Here is a 15,736-nt window from a genome sequence, read left to right on the forward strand (position 1 = left end):
GTGTGGCCGTGCCGACCGGTGACCCGACGCCCCCTATGCCCCGTCTCGTCCCGCCCCACCTCGTCCCGTCCCCTGCATCCGCGACGTCCCCTTACGCCTCGGGCACGGGCAGTGGCCGCTTCTCGATCGCCGCCGCCATCACCTCAGGGAAGTGGTCGGGCGTGCAGGCGAAAGCGGGTGCCCCGAGTGCGGCGAGGGCACTCGCGTGCTCCCTGTCGTACGCGGGCGCTCCCTCGTCGGAGAGCGCGAGCAGCGTCACGAACTGCACCCCCGCCGCCTTCATCGCGGCGACCCGCTTCAGCATCTCGTCGCGTATGCCCCCTTCGTAGAGATCGCTGATGAGCACGACGACGGTCTCGGCCGGGCGGCTGATCTTCGACTGGCAGTAGGCGAGCGCCCTGTTGATGTCCGTGCCGCCGCCGAGCTGGGTGCCGAACAGGACGTCCACCGGGTCGTCGAGATCGTCGGTGAGATCCACGACGTTGGTGTCGAAGACGACGAGCCGGGTGTCGATCGACCGCATGGAGGCGAGCACGGCGCCGAACACCGACGCGTAGACGACGGAGGCCGCCATCGAACCCGACTGGTCGATGCAGAGCACGACGTCCTTCTTCACCGACTGCGAGGCCCGCCCATAACCGATCAGCCGCTCGGGGACGACCGTCCCGTACTCGGGCAGATAGTTCTTGAGGTTCGCCCGGATCGTGCGGTCCCAGTCGATGTCGCGGTGGCGCGGCCTGTTCACCTTCGCCGAGCGGTCCAGCGCGCCGGTGAGCGTGGCCCGGGTCCTGCTGGCGAGCTTCTTCTCCAGCTCCTGGACGACCTTGCGCACGACCGCGCGTGCGGTCTCCTTGCTGGTCTCCGGCATTGCCTTGTTCAGCGAGAGCAGCGTGCCGACGAGATGGACGTCGGCCTCGACCGCCTCCAGCATCTCCGGCTCCAGCAACAGCGCGGACAGGCCGAGCCGTTCGATGGCGTCGCGCTGCATGATCTGGACGACGGAGCTGGGGAAATAGGTGCGGATGTCGCCCAGCCAGCGGGCGACCTGGGGCGCCGAGCCGCCGAGCCCAGCGGAACGTTCGCCTCCCCTCCCCTGGCCGCCCGGACTCGTGCCCTTGCCGCCGTTACGGCCGCCGCGCGAGCCGTACAGCGCCTCCAGCGTGCGGTCCATCGCCGCGTCCGTGCCGCCGAGGGAGCACCCGGTCCCGTCGGAGTTCCCCCCGTCTCCGAGCACCAGGCGCCAACGGCGCAGCCGCTCTTCCGTACCCGCGCTCATCGCGTCACCACCGTCCTCCGCGTCATCCCGGACCGCACTTCGTCTCCTGACCCCGCGCCAGGCCCTTCGCCCGGCCGCCCGGCCGTCCCCGCTCGTCCCGACGTGGCCTCGCCGGCGACCGCGCCCGCCAGCGCCTCCTTCTTCGAGGCGGCGCCGTGGGGCGCGCCGAGCAGCAGCCGGACCGTGGGCAGTACGGCGTCGGCGCGCCGACGGTCGAGGCCGGGCCCGAAGCCCGCGAGATCGGCCGAGGGGACGCCCCCGGAGGGGGACGGCACGCGCGCGCCGTCCCCCTTCCCCGTACCGCGCCGCACCAGCTCGCCGAGCGTGCGGCGCACTCCCGGCTCGTACTCCGCGAAGGTGCGCCGCAGCAGCGGCAGCACATCCGTGAAGGCGTCCTCCGACACGCTCGCCAGCCAGCCGTCGACGAGCGCGAGCAGCCGCGCGTCGTGGACCAGCAGCATGCCGCCGCCCGCGAGGAAGCCCTCGATCCAGGCCGCCGCCTGGACCGGCTCCGTGCCCGGTGAGAGCGCCAGGCCCATCAGCCTGGCCGCCTCTCCCTCGGCCAACTGGCCGTCGTCCAGCAGGAGCCGGGCGCACCGGCCCCGGATCAGCCCGGGTATCCGGTCACGCGCCGCGAGGGTGCGCAGGGTGCCGCGCCAGCGGACGCCGAGCCCGTCCGCCTCGCCCCGTTCGCCCGGACCGCCCGGACCGCCCGGACCGCCCGCGCTACCGGAAGCATCGCCGCCGCCCGAACCGCCGCCGCTCCCCGTGCCGTCGCCCCCGCCCGCGGTGCCGCCCCCGGCCGACGCGTCCGGCTCCGGCCAGTCGTCCTGGGTGCCCGAGCCCTCCCAACTGCCGCCGCTGCCGCCACTGCCGCCGCCCGAGCCGTTCCGCCGTGCCTCCTGGCCGAGCAGGGAAACGGCCTGGTGGGCGGCGTCCAGATGGCCGCGCATCTCGGCAGCGCCGTCCGCGTCGAGCCCGGCGCAGGCGGGCGGAAGGCCGACCCTGACGCGCTCGGCGAGACCCAGCGCGACCTCCGTCAGCGCGGCGGAATCCGTGCCCCGCACATCGCCGTACCGCACCGAGCGCACCAGCGCGGGCAGCGCCTGCGCGAGGTGGCCGACATCCGCGTCCAGCGCGGCGCGATCGGCGAGGACCCGCATGACCGTGGGCAGCGCGTCCGTCAGCCCGGCGAGCAGACAGCGCTCGGCGAGCGCGGTGACGTCCGCGAGCGAGGCCGACTCGACGGCGTCGGACTCGGCCTTCGCCGTGGCAGCGCCCAGCACCGTCGTCCCCCACACCCCCGCCTCGGCGACGCGCACCGACAGCTCCGGCTCCCAGCGCAGCCGCCAGCTCTCGCGAAAAGTGCCGGTGCCGGCGGTGCGGGAGGCGGACGGTTCGCCCCAGCCGATGCCGAGCAGCCGCAGCCTGTGCAGCAGGCAACTGCGCGCGGCGTCCGTGTCCTTGCGCAGATCCAGCTCCAGTTCGCGGTCCTGCGCCTCGGGCTTGAGCCGCAGCGTGCGCTGCCGCGCGGCCAGATCGCGCTGGAGGGGCACGGCGGGCGCGCCCTCCGGCACCTCGCCCAGCACGTCCCCGACCACGAGGCGGTCCTGGACGAGCGCCAGCGGCACGTCCGAGCCCTCGCACATGACGGCGCGGACCGCGTCCGTCGTCTCCGTCAGTCCCGCCAGCGGGCGTCCGCGCATGGCCGCGAGCGTGTCGGCGAGGCGCACCGCCTCGATGACGTGCGCCGAGGAGACGCCGTGGTCCTCGTCCCGCAGCAGGCCGGCGACCTTCGTCATCCAGCGCTCCACGGGGCGGTCCGGAGCGGAGAACAGGTGCCCGTACCAGCCGGGCGAGGCGATCCCCGCGCCGTAACCGCTCTGCCGGCCCAGCCTCCTGTGCGTCCAGGGCACCCAGGTGACCTCGGTCTTCGCCTTGGGCAGGCCCTTCAGCAACTGGCGGTCCGCCGTGACGGAGGTCTTGTGCGCGAGCGCGGGCACGTGCCAGGCACCGCAGACGACGGCGACGGACTCCTCCCCGAACTCCTTTACCGCCTCGCGCAGCCGCAGCCGCATATGGGCCTCGCGGACGAGATCGCGCCGGTGTCCGCCGTCTCCGTGGGTCTCGCGCAGCGCCGCCATGGCCTCGCCGAGTGCGAGGAAGGGCGCGTACGGTCCCGCGGTGCTTCCGGGCGCCTGCCCCCAGGTGCCGCGGTGCTCGACGACGTCCTCCCACCAGCGTTCCGGATCGTCGTACCCCGCCGTCTCCGCGAGGACGGCGAGCGGATCGATCCGCAGCGCCCGCGCGGGACTGTCCGTTGCCCCGTCGTTGCCGGTGTCCGTGTCCTTGTCGTCGGCGTCCTTGCCGCCCGTCCTCTCGGGCCCGTCGCCGTCCGTTTCTCCGTTCCCGTTCCCGTCCTCGTCCCCGTCCCCGTCCTCGTCCGGCTGCATCGCGAGGGAGTGCGCGGCGGGCAGATCGATGAACCGAACCGGCACCCCGTGCGCCAGCGCCCAGCGGATCGCCACCCACTCCGGCGAGAAGGCCGCCAGCGGCCAGAACGCCGCCTTGCCCGGCTCGTCCAGCACATGCGCGAGCAGTGCGACCGGTGGCCGCATCGCCTCGTCCCCGGCGAGTGCGACGATGCCGTCCGCCTCCGGCGGGCCCTCGATGAGGACCACGTCCGGCCTGTGCTCCTCAAGTGCCGCGCGGACCGCCCGCGCGGAGCCCGGACCGTGATGCCGCACCCCGAGCAGCATCGGCCCCCCGACCCCCGTCGGCGCTTCCCCCTGCGCCTTGTCCTTCACGTGCTTGTCCCCCTCCAACTGCGTTGTCCCGTCCACCCGCTCCGGTCCGTTCACGCCGTCGGCATCCGTCACGCAGAGACCTCTCGGCAGGCGCGATAGAAGTCCTTCCATCCGTCGCGCTCGCGCACGACCGCCTCCAGGTACTCCTGCCAGACCGTCTGATCGGCCGACGGATCGCGCACCACGGCGCCCTGGATACCGGCCGCCACGTCACCGGCCCGCAGCACGCCGTCCCCGAAGTGCGCCGCGAGCGCGAGACCGCCCGTGATCACCGAGATGGCCTCGGCCGTCGACAGCGTCCCCGAGGGCGACTTGAGCTTCGTGCGCCCGTCCGACGTCATCCCTGAGCGCAGCTCCCTGAAGACCGTCACGACCCGGCGGATCTCCTCTATCCCGTCCGGAACGGAGGGCAGATCGAGGGAGCGGCCGAGCTGGTCCACGCGGCGCGCCACGATCTCGACCTCGGCCTCCGCCGTCTCGGGCAGAGGCAGCACCACCGTGTTGAACCGGCGGCGCAGGGCGCTGGACAGCTCGTTGACGCCGCGGTCGCGGTCGTTCGCCGTGGCGATGAGGTTGAAGCCCCGCACCGCCTGCACCTCTTCGCCCAGCTCCGGTATGGGCAGGGTCTTCTCCGACAGGACGGTGATCAGCGTGTCCTGGACATCGGCCGGGACGCGCGTCAGCTCCTCCACGCGCGCCGTCATCCCCTCCGACATCGCCCGCATGACCGGGCTCGGCACGAGCGCGTCCCTGCTGGGGCCGTGGGCGAGGAGCTGGGCGTAGTTCCAGCCGTAGCGCATCGCCTCCTCGGCGGTGCCCGCTGTGCCCTGCACCAGCAGCGTCGAATCACCGCTGACCGCTGCCGCCAGGTGCTCGGACACCCACGTCTTGGCGGTGCCGGGGACGCCGAGCAGCAGCAGCGCGCGGTCCGTCGCGAGCGTGGTCACGGCGACCTCGACGATGCGGCGCGGACCGACGTACTTCGGCGTGATCACCGTTCCGTCCGGCAGCTCCCCGCCCAGCAGATACGTGGCGACGGCCCACGGCGACAGGCGCCACCGCTCCGGACGCGGCCTGTCGTCCGCGGCCGCGAGGGCCTTCAGCTCCCCCGCGAAGGCATCTTCCGCATGCGGCCTCAGCTTCTGTGTCACGGCATGGGTATCGGTCACAACTCCCCCTTCACGCACGGCGGATTCGATGTGCTCAACACGATGCACCCCGCCACTGACAATCGACCTCGCGTCGTCCCCACCATGGCTCTGACCTGCGATGACAGCCGTCGTTCAGTGGATTGTCAGTGGCGGCTCGTACGGTCGGAGACATGACTGGACAGGGGGTCCGCTGGACGGCGGAACAGGTGGCCGCGCTGGCGCCGGACGAGGCGTCGCGCCGCGCGGGCGACAAGCTCTCGGCGCCCGGCCCGTGGTCGGAGGCCGGGGCGGGCGCGGGCGCGGTGTGGGGACTGTGCAAGGGCAGCGGCAGCAAGCCGTATCGGACCGTCGTGGATCTGAACGGGGGCGGCGGTCCCGGCTACAAGTGCAGTTGCCCCAGCCGTAAGTTCCCGTGCAAGCACGCGCTCGGTCTGCTGCTGCTGTGGGCGGGCGAGCGGCCGGGCGGCGGGGGGATGGTCGCGGAGTCGCCCGATCCGCCCGAGTGGGCGGGCGAGTGGCTGAGCGGGCGGCGGGAGCGCGCCGTACAGCGGAGTTCGGGGGACGCCGGGGCCATCGGGGGCGGCACCGGCGGGGACAGGGAGGGGAGCGGCAGGTCGGCCAGGCCGGGAACCGGTTCCGAGGGGGCGCGCAAGCGTGCGGAGCAGCGTGCACAGCGCATCGCCGCGGGCGCGACGGAACTGGAGCAGCGCCTGGCCGATCTGCTGCGCGGCGGCCTCGCGGGCGCCGATCAGGCGGGCTATGCGGCGTGGGACGAGATGGCGGCGCGCATGGTGGACGCGCAGGCGCCCGGCCTCGCCTCGCGCATACGGGAGTTGGGCGCCGTCCCCTCCTCCGGGCGCGGCTGGCCGGAGCGGCTGCTGTCCGAGTGCGCGCTGCTGCACCTGCTGGACCAGGGCTTCCTGGGCCTGGAGGTGCTGCCCGAGCCGCTCGCCGCCACGGTGCGCGCACGCGTCGGGCTCACAGTGGACACGGCCGAGCTGCTGGCCGACGAGGCGTCGCGCATCCGCGATCACTGGCTCGTGCTGGCCCAGCGCGACGTCGAGGAGGGGCGGCTCACGGTCCGGCGCATATGGCTGTGGGGACGGGAGTCGGGGCGGCACGCGCTGCTGCTGTCCTTCGGCGCGGGTGGCCGGGCTCCGGAACTCGCCCTGCCCGTGGGCGCTTCGGTCGAGGCCGATCTCGCCTTCTATCCGGGAGCGAGCCCGCTCCGTGCCGCGCTCGGGGAGCGGCACGGGGTCCCGGAGGCGGGCTGGGTCCCGCCGGGCGGCACGGTGGAGGACGCGCTCGCGGCGTACGGCGCGGCGCTGTGCGAGGACCCCTGGCTGGACGGCTGGCCCACGGTGCTGCGGGACGTGGTGCCGGTGCCGCCCGCCGAGCAGGACTCCGGTTCTGACTGGCAGGTGGCCGACGCGGAGCAGGACGCCGCCCTGCCCGTCACGTCCGGCACGGATTCCACAGCCCTGTGGAAACTCATGGCCATATCGGGGGGCGGCCCGCTCACCGTCTTCGGGGAGTGCGGCCACCGCGGCTTCGCCCCGTACGCGACGTGGAACGGCACGGACATGGTCCCGCTGTGACGGAAGCGTCCCAGCGTGCGCGGGGCGGCCGGTGCGGGAGGGCGCCGGTAGGTGAGGTCACCGTGCGTGAAACGGCGCGGGCCTGAGTCCGTACGTCATACGAGGAGGGGAACCGTCACCATGGAAACCACCGCACCAGCGGCGCAGTGGAGCGAGCTGGTCAGCGCCGCGCTGCTCGGGGCCGAGCGGCGCACGCCTCCGGGCGGAAGCGTGCACGCCCTGCTGGACGCGGCGGCGGCCGAGACCGTGCGCCGCCGGGCCGCGCTGCTCCCTGCCCCCTCCGCGCCCCGCACCGGGCCCGCGCCCGAGGACGTGCGGCGGCCGCTGCCGGAGGCGGCGCGGCGGCGGCTGGCGATGCTGCTGGCGGGGCGCTCCGGCAATCCGGGCTCCGCGGGGGCGCGGCGCAGCACCGCTCCGGATCTCGCCGAACTGCTGCCGCAGTGGCTGTCGGCGGCGAACGAGCGTGGCTATCGCGCCCCGGCCGAACTGCTGCCCGCGCTTCTCGACACGGCGCGGGCGCGTACGGATCTGCGGCGCGAGGCCCTGGCCTTCGCGGGCCCCCGTGGGCTGTGGCTCGCGCGCCTGAACCGGGACTGGAGGTTCGCGCTGCGCAACACCGTGGGCCACGCGTCGACGGCACCGGGCGGTTCGCGCACGGCCACGCAGACGGGCGGAGGCATCGCCAGCGGCACCACGAGGGTTCCGGAGGCGGGGGTCCCGGATGTGGGGGTCCCGGAAGCGGCGGACGCGGCGGCACGGGCGCGGTCCGAGGCGGAGTCCGACGCCGAAGCGCGGGAGGTCGCGGAGGACATCCAGCGGCTCTGGGGGGAGGGCCTGTTCGCCGAGCGCGTCAGCGCACTGACCGCGCTGCGGCGGCGCGATCCGGCGGCCGGGCTCGCCCTGCTGACCTCCACCTGGTCGACGGAACGGGCCGAGGACCGGCTGATGTTCCTCGATTCGCTGCGCGAGGGGCTCCATCCCGACGATGAGCCGTTCCTGGAGCGCGCCCTGAGCGACCGCAGCCACACGGTGCGGTCAACGGCGGCCGAACTGCTGTCGGGGCTCCCCGGTTCCGCGCTCTCCGCGCGCATGGCGGACCGCGCCCGTAGCTGCGTCGTCCTGGATCCCCTCGAGCCCGAGCCCCGCATCGCTGTGGAGGCGCCGCACGAGTACGACGCGGCGATGCGCCGTGACGGCGTCGTGCAGAAGCCGCCCGCCGGGCGGGGCGAGCGGGCCTGGTGGCTGGGGCAGTTGGTGGAGGCGACGCCGCTGGAGGTGTGGAGCGCACAGTTCGGCGGGCGCACGCCCGAGGAGATAGCGGCGCTGCCCGTCGCCGACGACTGGCGGCAGGACCTGCACGCCGCCTGGTGCCGCGCCGCGGTCCGGCAGCGCTCGGCGCCGTGGGCCCGCGCCCTGATCGGCCCGCCCAGCACCTCACTGGTCGAGGGGCCCGGCGATCCGGCCAAGCTGCTGACGGTGCTGCCGAAGGAGGAGCGCGCGCGGTGGGCGGCCCGCTTCATCGAGGCGCACGGGCTGTCGGAGGCGTTCCGCATCCTCGGGGTGTGCGCGGTGCCGTGGTCCGACCCGCTGGGCCGTGCCGTGGTCGACGCGCTGGAGATCGCCCGTGACGCGGGCAGCTATCCGTGGAGCTTCAGCGGGGTGATGGGGCTGGCCGAGCGGTGCCTCGATCCGTCCGACGCGGACCGCCTCGCCCCGCTCGCCGCCGTGCCCGACGAGCCGGAGGACGGTTCGCCGGGGGCCGGCGCGTACTGGGCGGAGACGTTCCAGCGACTCGTCGGCACCCTGCGGCTGCGCGCCCTGATGCGCGCCGAACTGGACGGGTGACGCCATGCGGCCCCGCCTCCCCTTTCGCCGCCCCGGTCCGCGGGACGGCGGGGCGGACTGTGCGGGGCCGGGCCCGGACTCGGGGCAGGAGCGGGAGCAGGACCGCTGCGGCGGCCCCGGCGCCCCGCGCCCGCGAGCGGCACCCTCGCGGTGCGGGAGCCCTCGCACCGCCCCATCAGAAGGGGCCCCGGCAGAAGGGGCCCCGTCGCACAGCGAGGCGGCGCACCCGGCGAGGCGCGGGGCCCCGCCGTCGCGGCCGCACCGCGTGGACGTGCGGCTACGCCGCGAGGCGGGTGACGTTCGCGCGGACCCATGCGACGACCTCGGTCGTCGTCGCGCCGGGGGTGAAGATCTCCGCGACGCCCTGGTCCTTGAGCGGCGTGATGTCGTCCTCCGGGATGATCCCGCCGCCGAAGACCTTGATGTCGTCCGCCTCGCGTGCGCGCAGCAGTTCCAGGACCTTCGCGAAGAGCGTGTTGTGCGCGCCCGAGAGGATCGAGAGGCCGATCGCGTCGGCGTCCTCCTGGATCGCCGTGTCCACGATCTGCTCCGGGGTCTGGTGGAGCCCGGTGTAGATGACCTCCATGCCCGCGTCACGCAGCGCCCGCGCGATCACCTTCGCCCCGCGGTCATGGCCGTCGAGACCCGGTTTGGCCACCACCACGCGGATCTGACCCGACACACCCATCACTGCCTCCATCTGCAACGGCTCTACGACGGCAACGGCGCCCCGCGCCATCCGCTTGTCGCCCGCGACCTCGCGGGACCGCCCGGGGGACGGACTTACGGAGCGCTCCATGGCCGCCGGAGTGAACGAACGTTATCGCCAGCATCCCGCAACCGGCCGTTTCGCGCTCTGAAGGGAGGGGGAAATCACACGTGGGACAACACGTACGCCACGCGCCGTATCCGTACTCGTCACTCGGGCCCGGCGCGTCAGGGGAGAGCCGCAGGAGCCGCAGCAAGGTCGCCGCATCACCGCGCCGTCAGCCGCACGGCACGGTGATGCGGACCGGACCGCCCGCTCGCGCCACGATCGGGCAGCACCACGCGCCGCGCCATCCTCTCGTGTGCCTTTCGGGAGGTGGACGACCGTGCGCGCACCAACCGCGTTTTCCGCGCTGACAGCACTCCCCGGCCTGCCCTTTCTGCGAGCCGCCGCCATGGAGGCCCTCGTGCTGGCGGGACATGTGCTGCTGTATCCGACGGGCGTGCGCGACGAACGCCCGCCGCCGCTCCTCACCGCACTGCCCACTTCACCGGACGAGGCGGATGGGACGAACAGTGCGGACGAGGCAGGCGGCGGCGCGTCATCAAGCCCGGGCACCGGCACCGGCACCGCCTGCTCCCTGCTCCCCACCGAGGGCCGCACGCACCCGCCCGTACTGCTCCTCCACGGCTTCGTCGACAACCGCTCCATCTTTCTCCTGCTGCGCCGCGCCCTCGCCAAGCACGGCTGGTGCCACCTCTACGCGCTCAATCACTCCCTCCTGACCTGGGACATCCGCGTCGCCGCCGAACGGCTCGCCGAGCAGGTGGAAGAAATCTGCGCGCGGACGGGCCACCGCCGGATCGATCTCATCGGGCACAGCCTCGGCGGGCTGACCGCCCGCTATTACGTGCAGCGCCTCGGCGGGGACGCGCGGATACGCACCCTGATCACGCTCGGCACGCCGCACAGCGGCACCCGCGCCGCGCCCCCGTTCTCCCCGCACCCCCTCATACGGCAGATGCGCCCCGGCTCGTCGCTGCTCCGCGATCTCGCCGGGCCCGAACCGGACGGCTGCCGCACGTCCTTCGTCAGCTTCTGGAGCGATCTCGACGAGCTGATGATCCCGCGCTCGACGGCCCGGCTGGACCATCCCGACCTGCGGGTACGCAACGTCCATGTGCGCGGTGTCGGACATCTGTCGCTGCCGGTGGACTGCGCCGTTTCCGCCCGCATTCGCGCGGAGTTGGCAGGCGAGGCGCACGCCGGAGCACTGTCCGCGGCATCTCCCGAGGCGCCCTCCGCGTCCCCCGCGGGAGTCGCCTGACCGCCTCCGGAAGCCGAACGATCCTCGAACGCGCATCGAACACCGGGCCAAATCCCGGCCCGTAGTCCGCCGAAAGGCGGTCGAATGCCCGTTTCATGGAGCCGTGAAACCTGCCGAAGATTGTCGCCGTCGCGTACCGCCGGGTACAGTCGCCGCACTGCTCCGCCCCTGCTGTCGAGGCGAAAGAGAAGTTGGTGGTGAACGACCGTCACCCGTCGGGAGACCCCGGCCCGACCGATACCGCTTCCGACTTCTCGTACGCGGCATACGACGCGAACTACGAGCAGGCGGCGTACGGCACGTACGGCCAGCAGGAGGCACCGCACGGCCACACGGCCGTTTACGACGGTTACTCGACCGGCACTTTCGACGCCCTCGCCGCCTCCTACGGCGACGGCGATCCCCTCTTTGGTTCCCTCCCGGGCGCCGCCGAAAACAACGGCGACGGGAGCGCGGGGGCGTATGGAGCGGGTGCGTACGAGACCGGCTATGACACCGGGCACTACGACACCACCGCCTGGACCCAGGCCGGATACCAGGGCACGCCCGGCATTCCGGCCCAGCAGAGCGGCGAGCAGGCCAACTACGGCTATGCCGCCTCGCATTGGGACACGGGCACCTTCGACGCCACGGCGTTCGGCACCGGCGCCTACGACACCGGCCAGTGGGACGCCTCCCAGTGGGACACCGGCGCCGGCCAGCCCGCCACCGCCGCCTACGGCGGGCAGGACTACGACGCGACGGGCCAGTGGGACACCAGCGCCTACGCCGCCGAGCCGTACGCGCAGCCCGAGCAGTACGCGTCCTACGAGCAGTACCCGCAGTACGAGCAGTACGAGACGCCGCAGCACGACACGCCCGGGGCGTACGACACCGGAACATTCGAATCCGGCGCTTTCGACACGACCGGCGCGTTCGACGCGGGCACATTCGACACCGGGTCCTACGAGACCACCTCCTTCGGCACCGGGACGCATGAGGCGTACGGCGCTTATGCCGCGTACGAGACCCATGAGTCCTACGAGCATCCGCACGATCCGCACGGCTACGGCTACAGCTACGACGACGGCACCGGCGACACCAGCCACAACCACGGTCATGGTCACGGTCACAGCCAGGCGGCCTCGCAGTCCGTGCCCGGCGCACCCGAGCCCGAGCCGGATCCCGGCGCCGCGATGGACTCCACCGCGGCGATGCCGACCGTCGGCGCCTTCGACGCGTACGGCCACGAACACGAGCACGAGCACGAACCCGCGGGCGCCGACGACGACGCGCCCACCCCGGCAGGCCACGGCGACGTCACCCCGCTCGCCTCCGCCGCCCTCCCCCACTCCCGCGGTCGCCGCCGCTCCGTCAAGCCCCGGCGCTCCGCGCTGCTGACGGTCGCGGTTCCCTCGGTCGCCGTGATGGGCGTCGCCGGTGTCGCCGCCGCCTCCGTGATGGGGAGCACGGGCGACAGCGAGGACACGACGGCGCAGTCGGCCTCGGACGCCTCCCCCGTCAAGCCGTCGGCCGCCAACGACAAGCTCGACACCCAGCTCGCCGGACTCTCCGCCGACGCCGACGACTTCGCCGACCGCGCCAACCGCACCCAGGAGCGCATCGACCTCAAGAAGCGTCAGGAGGAGGAGCGCAAGCGCAAGGCCGAGGAGGCCGCGCGCAAGGAGGCGGCACGCCCCAAGTTCGCGCTCCCCGTCGAGCAGCACGGGCTCAGCGCGCGCTACGGCTCGGCGGGCGTCAACTGGATGTCGATCCACACCGGCATCGACTTCCCCGTCAGCTACGGCACCCCCGTCAAGGCCGCCACCGACGGCACCGTCAGCACCAAGTGGGACATGTCCTACGGCAACATGGCCGTCGTCACGGCGAAGGACGGCACGGAGACCTGGTACTGCCACCTCAGCAGCACCAAGATCCGGTCCGGCGAGGTCAAGGCCGGTGAAACGATCGCCTACTCCGGCAACTCCGGCAACTCCACCGGGCCGCACCTCCACTTCGAGGTACGCCCCGGCGGCGGCTCCGCCGTGGACCCGCTGCCCTGGCTCCGCGCCAAGGGCCTCGACCCCACGTAGACCTCACGGCGCGTAGACCGTTCCCTAGCGGCTGCCGTCACGGAGAACGCCGTACGGCCGGCCGCGAGGGCGCCGTCGTCCGTCGCCGACAACACCCTCGCCGTCGCCGCTACAGCTTCTCGACCGGCGCGTACCGCAGCAGCAGCCGCTTGGGCTTCTCACCGCCGAAGTCGACGGTGGCCTCGGCGCTGTCGCCGCTGCCCTTGACCTCGACCACCGTGCCCAGGCCGAAGCTGTCGTGCGTGACCCTGTCCCCCACCGCCAGCGAGACCGTGGGGCGGTCCTTGGCGCGGCGCGTCGCGAAGCCGCTCGGGCCGCCGCGCCGGGCCGCCGTGGACGACGAGAGCGAGGCGCCGATGCCCGAGCCGATCGCGGCGCCCGCGCCCGACCCTGGGCCCATCGCCGCGCCCATGGAGGCGCCCGTGCGCTTCCAGTCCAGGAAGGAGTCCGGGATCTCCTCCAGGAAGCGGGACTGCGGGTTGTACGAGGGCTGGCCCCAGGCGCTGCGCATGGTGGAGCGCGTCAGATAGAGCCGTTCGCGGGCGCGCGTGATGCCCACGTAGGCGAGACGGCGCTCCTCCTCCAGCTCCTTGGTGTTGCCCAGGGCGCGCATGTGCGGGAAGACGCCGTCCTCCATGCCCGTCAGGAAGACGACGGGGAACTCCAGGCCCTTCGCCGTGTGCAGCGTCATCAGCGTGATGACGCCGGTGGCCTCGCCGTTCTCGCCCTCCTCGTCGTCCGGGATCTGGTCCGAGTCGGCGACGAGCGCGACCTGCTCCAGGAAATCGGCCAGCGTGCCCGGCTCGTCCTCGCCGCGCTCCTGCTCGAACTCCAGCGCTACGGCGGCGAGTTCCTGGAGGTTCTCGATGCGGGTCTCGTCCTGCGGGTCCGTGGACGCTTGCAGCTCGGCCAGATAGCCCGTCTGCTCCAGCACCGCTTCCAGCACCGTGGCCGGGCCCGCGCCGGACTCGACGATGGTGCGCAGCTCCTCCATCAGCGTGTTGAACCGCTTCACGGCGTTCGCCGAGCGGGCCGCCATGCCGTACGCCTCGTCGACGCGGACCAGGGCCTGCGGGAAGGTGATCTTCTCGCGGAGCGCCAGCGCGTCGATCATCGCCTCGGCGCGGTCACCGATGCCGCGCTTCGGGGTGTTGAGGATGCGGCGCATGGAGACCGAGTCCTCGGGGTTGGCGAGGACGCGCAGATAGGCCAGCACATCGCGGACCTCCCTGCGCTCGTAGAAGCGGACGCCGCCGACGACCTTGTACGGGAGGCCGACGCGGATGAAGACCTCTTCGAAGACACGGGACTGCGCGTTCGTGCGGTAGAAGACCGCGACATCGCCCGCGCGCGCGTCGCCCGCGTCCGTGAGGCGGTCGATCTCGTCCGCGATGAACTGTGCTTCGTCGTGCTCGGTGTCCGCGACGTAGCCCGTGATGCGGGCGCCCGCTCCGGCCTGGGTCCACAGATTCTTGGGGCGCCGGTTCTCGTTCCGCTCGATGACGGCGTTGGCGGCGCTGAGGATGGTCTGCGTGGAGCGGTAGTTCTGCTCCAGGAGGATGGTGGTGGCGTCCGGGTAGTCCTCCTCGAACTGGAGGATGTTGCGGATGGTGGCGCCCCGGAACGCGTAGATCGACTGGTCCGCGTCGCCGACGACGCACAGCTCGGCCCGCTCGACGGCGCCCGCGCCCGCACCCGCGTCCACACCCGTATCCGTGTCCGCGCTGCCGCTGGCGCCCGTGCCCACCAGCTCGCGCACCAGCGTGTACTGCGCGTGGTTGGTGTCCTGATACTCGTCCACCAGCACGTGCCGGAAGCGGCGGTGATAGTGCTCCGCCACGTCAGGGAACGCCTGGAGGAGGTGGACGGTCGTCATGATGATGTCGTCGAAGTCCAGGGCGTTGGCCTCGCGCAGCCGTGCCTGGTACATCGCGTACGCCTCGGCGAGGGTCTTCTCGAAACCGTCCGTGGCCTGGGCCGCGAAGTCCTCCTCGTCGATCAGTTCGTTCTTCAGGTTCGAGACCTTGGCGCTGAACGACTTCGGCGGGAACCGCTTCGGGTCCAGGTCCAGATCGCGGCAGACCAGGGCCATGAGGCGCTTGGAGTCCGCCGCGTCATAGATCGAGAACGACGAGGTGAAGCCCAGTTTCTTGTGCTCGCGGCGCAGGATGCGCACGCACGCGCTGTGGAAGGTGGACACCCACATCGACTGCGCACGCGGCCCGACCAGCTCCGCGACGCGCTCCTTCATCTCGCCGGCGGCCTTGTTGGTGAAGGTGATCGCGAGGATCTGGCCCGGGTGGACCCCGCGCGCGCCCAGCAGATGGGCGATGCGGTGGGTGAGCACCCGGGTCTTGCCCGAGCCCGCCCCGGCGACGATGAGCAGCGGGGAGCCGCTGTGCACGACGGCGGCGCGCTGCTGCTCGTTCATGCCCTCCAGCAGCGCGTCCGTGTCCACCACGGTGCGGGGCGAGCCGCCGCGGTGATACGCGTCACGCGCGGCTGCCGCGCCCCCGGCGAAGGTGCCCGCGAAGAGATCGTCCGGGATCTCCTCCTCCGGGTGCTGATCCTCGGGGGGAGGCGGAGGCGGGTCCTCGGTCTTGGGATCGAGGTTCGCCAGGAAGCTGTCGTCGAAGAGGCTGCTCATCGTCGTCCGAGTCTAGGCGGCCCCACCGACAGACCTCCGTGCGTCCCGGGAATCGCCCCCGGAATCGCCCCGGAAATCCGTGCCCCGGTGCGGGTGCGCGGGCTCGTCGACGGCCCCGTTGCGACGGCCTCGTACCCGCGACGCACCGGCCCCGTACGCCCATACCGGACGGATACCGCACCAATCCCGCACGGGTAACGAAGAGATATCGGACGTATCCCTCACCAGCCTTCACAGGAACGGCACACCTTCGCTACCGTGCCGTGCCAGGCAGCCCGCACCCCCGTCGGCGACAGCGTCGGCA

At 72.9% G+C, this 15,736-nt stretch carries 9 protein-coding genes; 4 read left to right on the plus strand and 5 right to left on the minus strand.

Annotated features, from left to right (window positions below; genetic code table 11):
- Positions 1-91: 91 nt before the first annotated feature.
- From ACWGJ2_RS27190 to ACWGJ2_RS27200, 3 genes are all read right to left on the minus strand, one after another.
- Complete coding sequence (locus tag ACWGJ2_RS27190; RefSeq protein ID WP_453348875.1) at positions 92-1,276, minus strand: VWA domain-containing protein; 1,185 nt, start codon at positions 1,274-1,276, stop codon at positions 92-94.
- On the minus strand, positions 1,273-4,035 hold the full coding sequence (locus ACWGJ2_RS27195; RefSeq protein ID WP_453348930.1) for a DUF5682 family protein: 2,763 nt from the start codon (positions 4,033-4,035) through the stop codon (positions 1,273-1,275). Before ACWGJ2_RS27195 ends, ACWGJ2_RS27190 begins: the two co-directional genes overlap by 4 nt.
- A 116-nt stretch (positions 4,036-4,151) precedes the next feature.
- Entirely contained in the window at positions 4,152-5,252 is a 1,101-nt protein-coding gene (locus ACWGJ2_RS27200) for an ATP-binding protein (RefSeq protein ID WP_453348876.1), read from the minus strand.
- A gap of 152 nt (positions 5,253-5,404) precedes the next feature.
- On the opposite strand from ACWGJ2_RS27200, the gene ACWGJ2_RS27205 reads away from it, so the two are divergent.
- Both ACWGJ2_RS27205 and ACWGJ2_RS27210 read left to right on the plus strand, forming a co-directional pair.
- On the plus strand, positions 5,405-6,832 hold the full coding sequence (locus tag ACWGJ2_RS27205) for an SWIM zinc finger family protein (RefSeq protein ID WP_453348877.1): 1,428 nt from the start codon (positions 5,405-5,407) through the stop codon (positions 6,830-6,832).
- Positions 6,833-6,952: 120 nt separating this feature from the next.
- A complete protein-coding gene (locus tag ACWGJ2_RS27210; RefSeq protein WP_453348878.1) occupies positions 6,953-8,677 on the plus strand; it encodes a DUF5691 domain-containing protein in 1,725 nt (574 codons plus the stop codon).
- 277 nt (positions 8,678-8,954) lie between these two features.
- Here ACWGJ2_RS27210 and ACWGJ2_RS27215 read toward each other — a convergent pair whose 3' ends face one another.
- A complete protein-coding gene (locus ACWGJ2_RS27215; protein ID WP_453348931.1) occupies positions 8,955-9,365 on the minus strand; it encodes a cobalamin B12-binding domain-containing protein in 411 nt (136 codons plus the stop codon).
- 475 nt (positions 9,366-9,840) lie between these two features.
- Here ACWGJ2_RS27215 and ACWGJ2_RS27220 point away from each other — a divergent pair, with 475 nt between their 5' ends.
- On the plus strand, positions 9,841-10,713 hold the full coding sequence (locus ACWGJ2_RS27220; RefSeq protein ID WP_453348932.1) for an esterase/lipase family protein: 873 nt from the start codon (positions 9,841-9,843) through the stop codon (positions 10,711-10,713).
- 197 nt (positions 10,714-10,910) lie between these two features.
- Positions 10,911-12,785 (plus strand): M23 family metallopeptidase, encoded by a 1,875-nt coding sequence (locus ACWGJ2_RS27225; RefSeq protein WP_453348879.1) that lies wholly within the window; start codon positions 10,911-10,913, stop codon positions 12,783-12,785.
- A gap of 109 nt (positions 12,786-12,894) precedes the next feature.
- Here the strand turns inward: ACWGJ2_RS27225 and pcrA are convergent, their stop codons facing one another.
- The gene (gene pcrA / locus ACWGJ2_RS27230) at positions 12,895-15,432 is read right to left on the minus strand and encodes a DNA helicase PcrA (protein ID WP_453348880.1); all 2,538 of its coding nucleotides are present in this window, start codon (positions 15,430-15,432) and stop codon (positions 12,895-12,897) included.
- Positions 15,433-15,736 lie beyond the last annotated feature (304 nt).

The sequence above is a fragment of the Streptomyces sp. NPDC054796 genome (assembly GCF_053611545.1).

Bases quoted from the DNA above. Each gene is read 5' to 3' on its own strand.
- ACWGJ2_RS27220 (WP_453348932.1), top strand. From the start codon at position 9,841: ATGGAGGCCCTCGTGCTGGCGGGACATGTGCTGCTGTATCCGACGGGC.
- ACWGJ2_RS27210 (WP_453348878.1), top strand. From the start codon at position 6,953: ATGGAAACCACCGCACCAGCGGCGCAGTGGAGCGAGCTGGTCAGCGCC.
- ACWGJ2_RS27190 (WP_453348875.1), bottom strand. From the start codon at position 1,276: ATGAGCGCGGGTACGGAAGAGCGGCTGCGCCGTTGGCGCCTGGTGCTC.
- ACWGJ2_RS27215 (WP_453348931.1), bottom strand. From the start codon at position 9,365: ATGGGTGTGTCGGGTCAGATCCGCGTGGTGGTGGCCAAACCGGGTCTC.
- ACWGJ2_RS27205 (WP_453348877.1), top strand. From the start codon at position 5,405: ATGACTGGACAGGGGGTCCGCTGGACGGCGGAACAGGTGGCCGCGCTG.
- pcrA (WP_453348880.1), bottom strand. From the start codon at position 15,432: ATGAGCAGCCTCTTCGACGACAGCTTCCTGGCGAACCTCGATCCCAAG.
- ACWGJ2_RS27195 (WP_453348930.1), bottom strand. From the start codon at position 4,035: ATGCTGCTCGGGGTGCGGCATCACGGTCCGGGCTCCGCGCGGGCGGTC.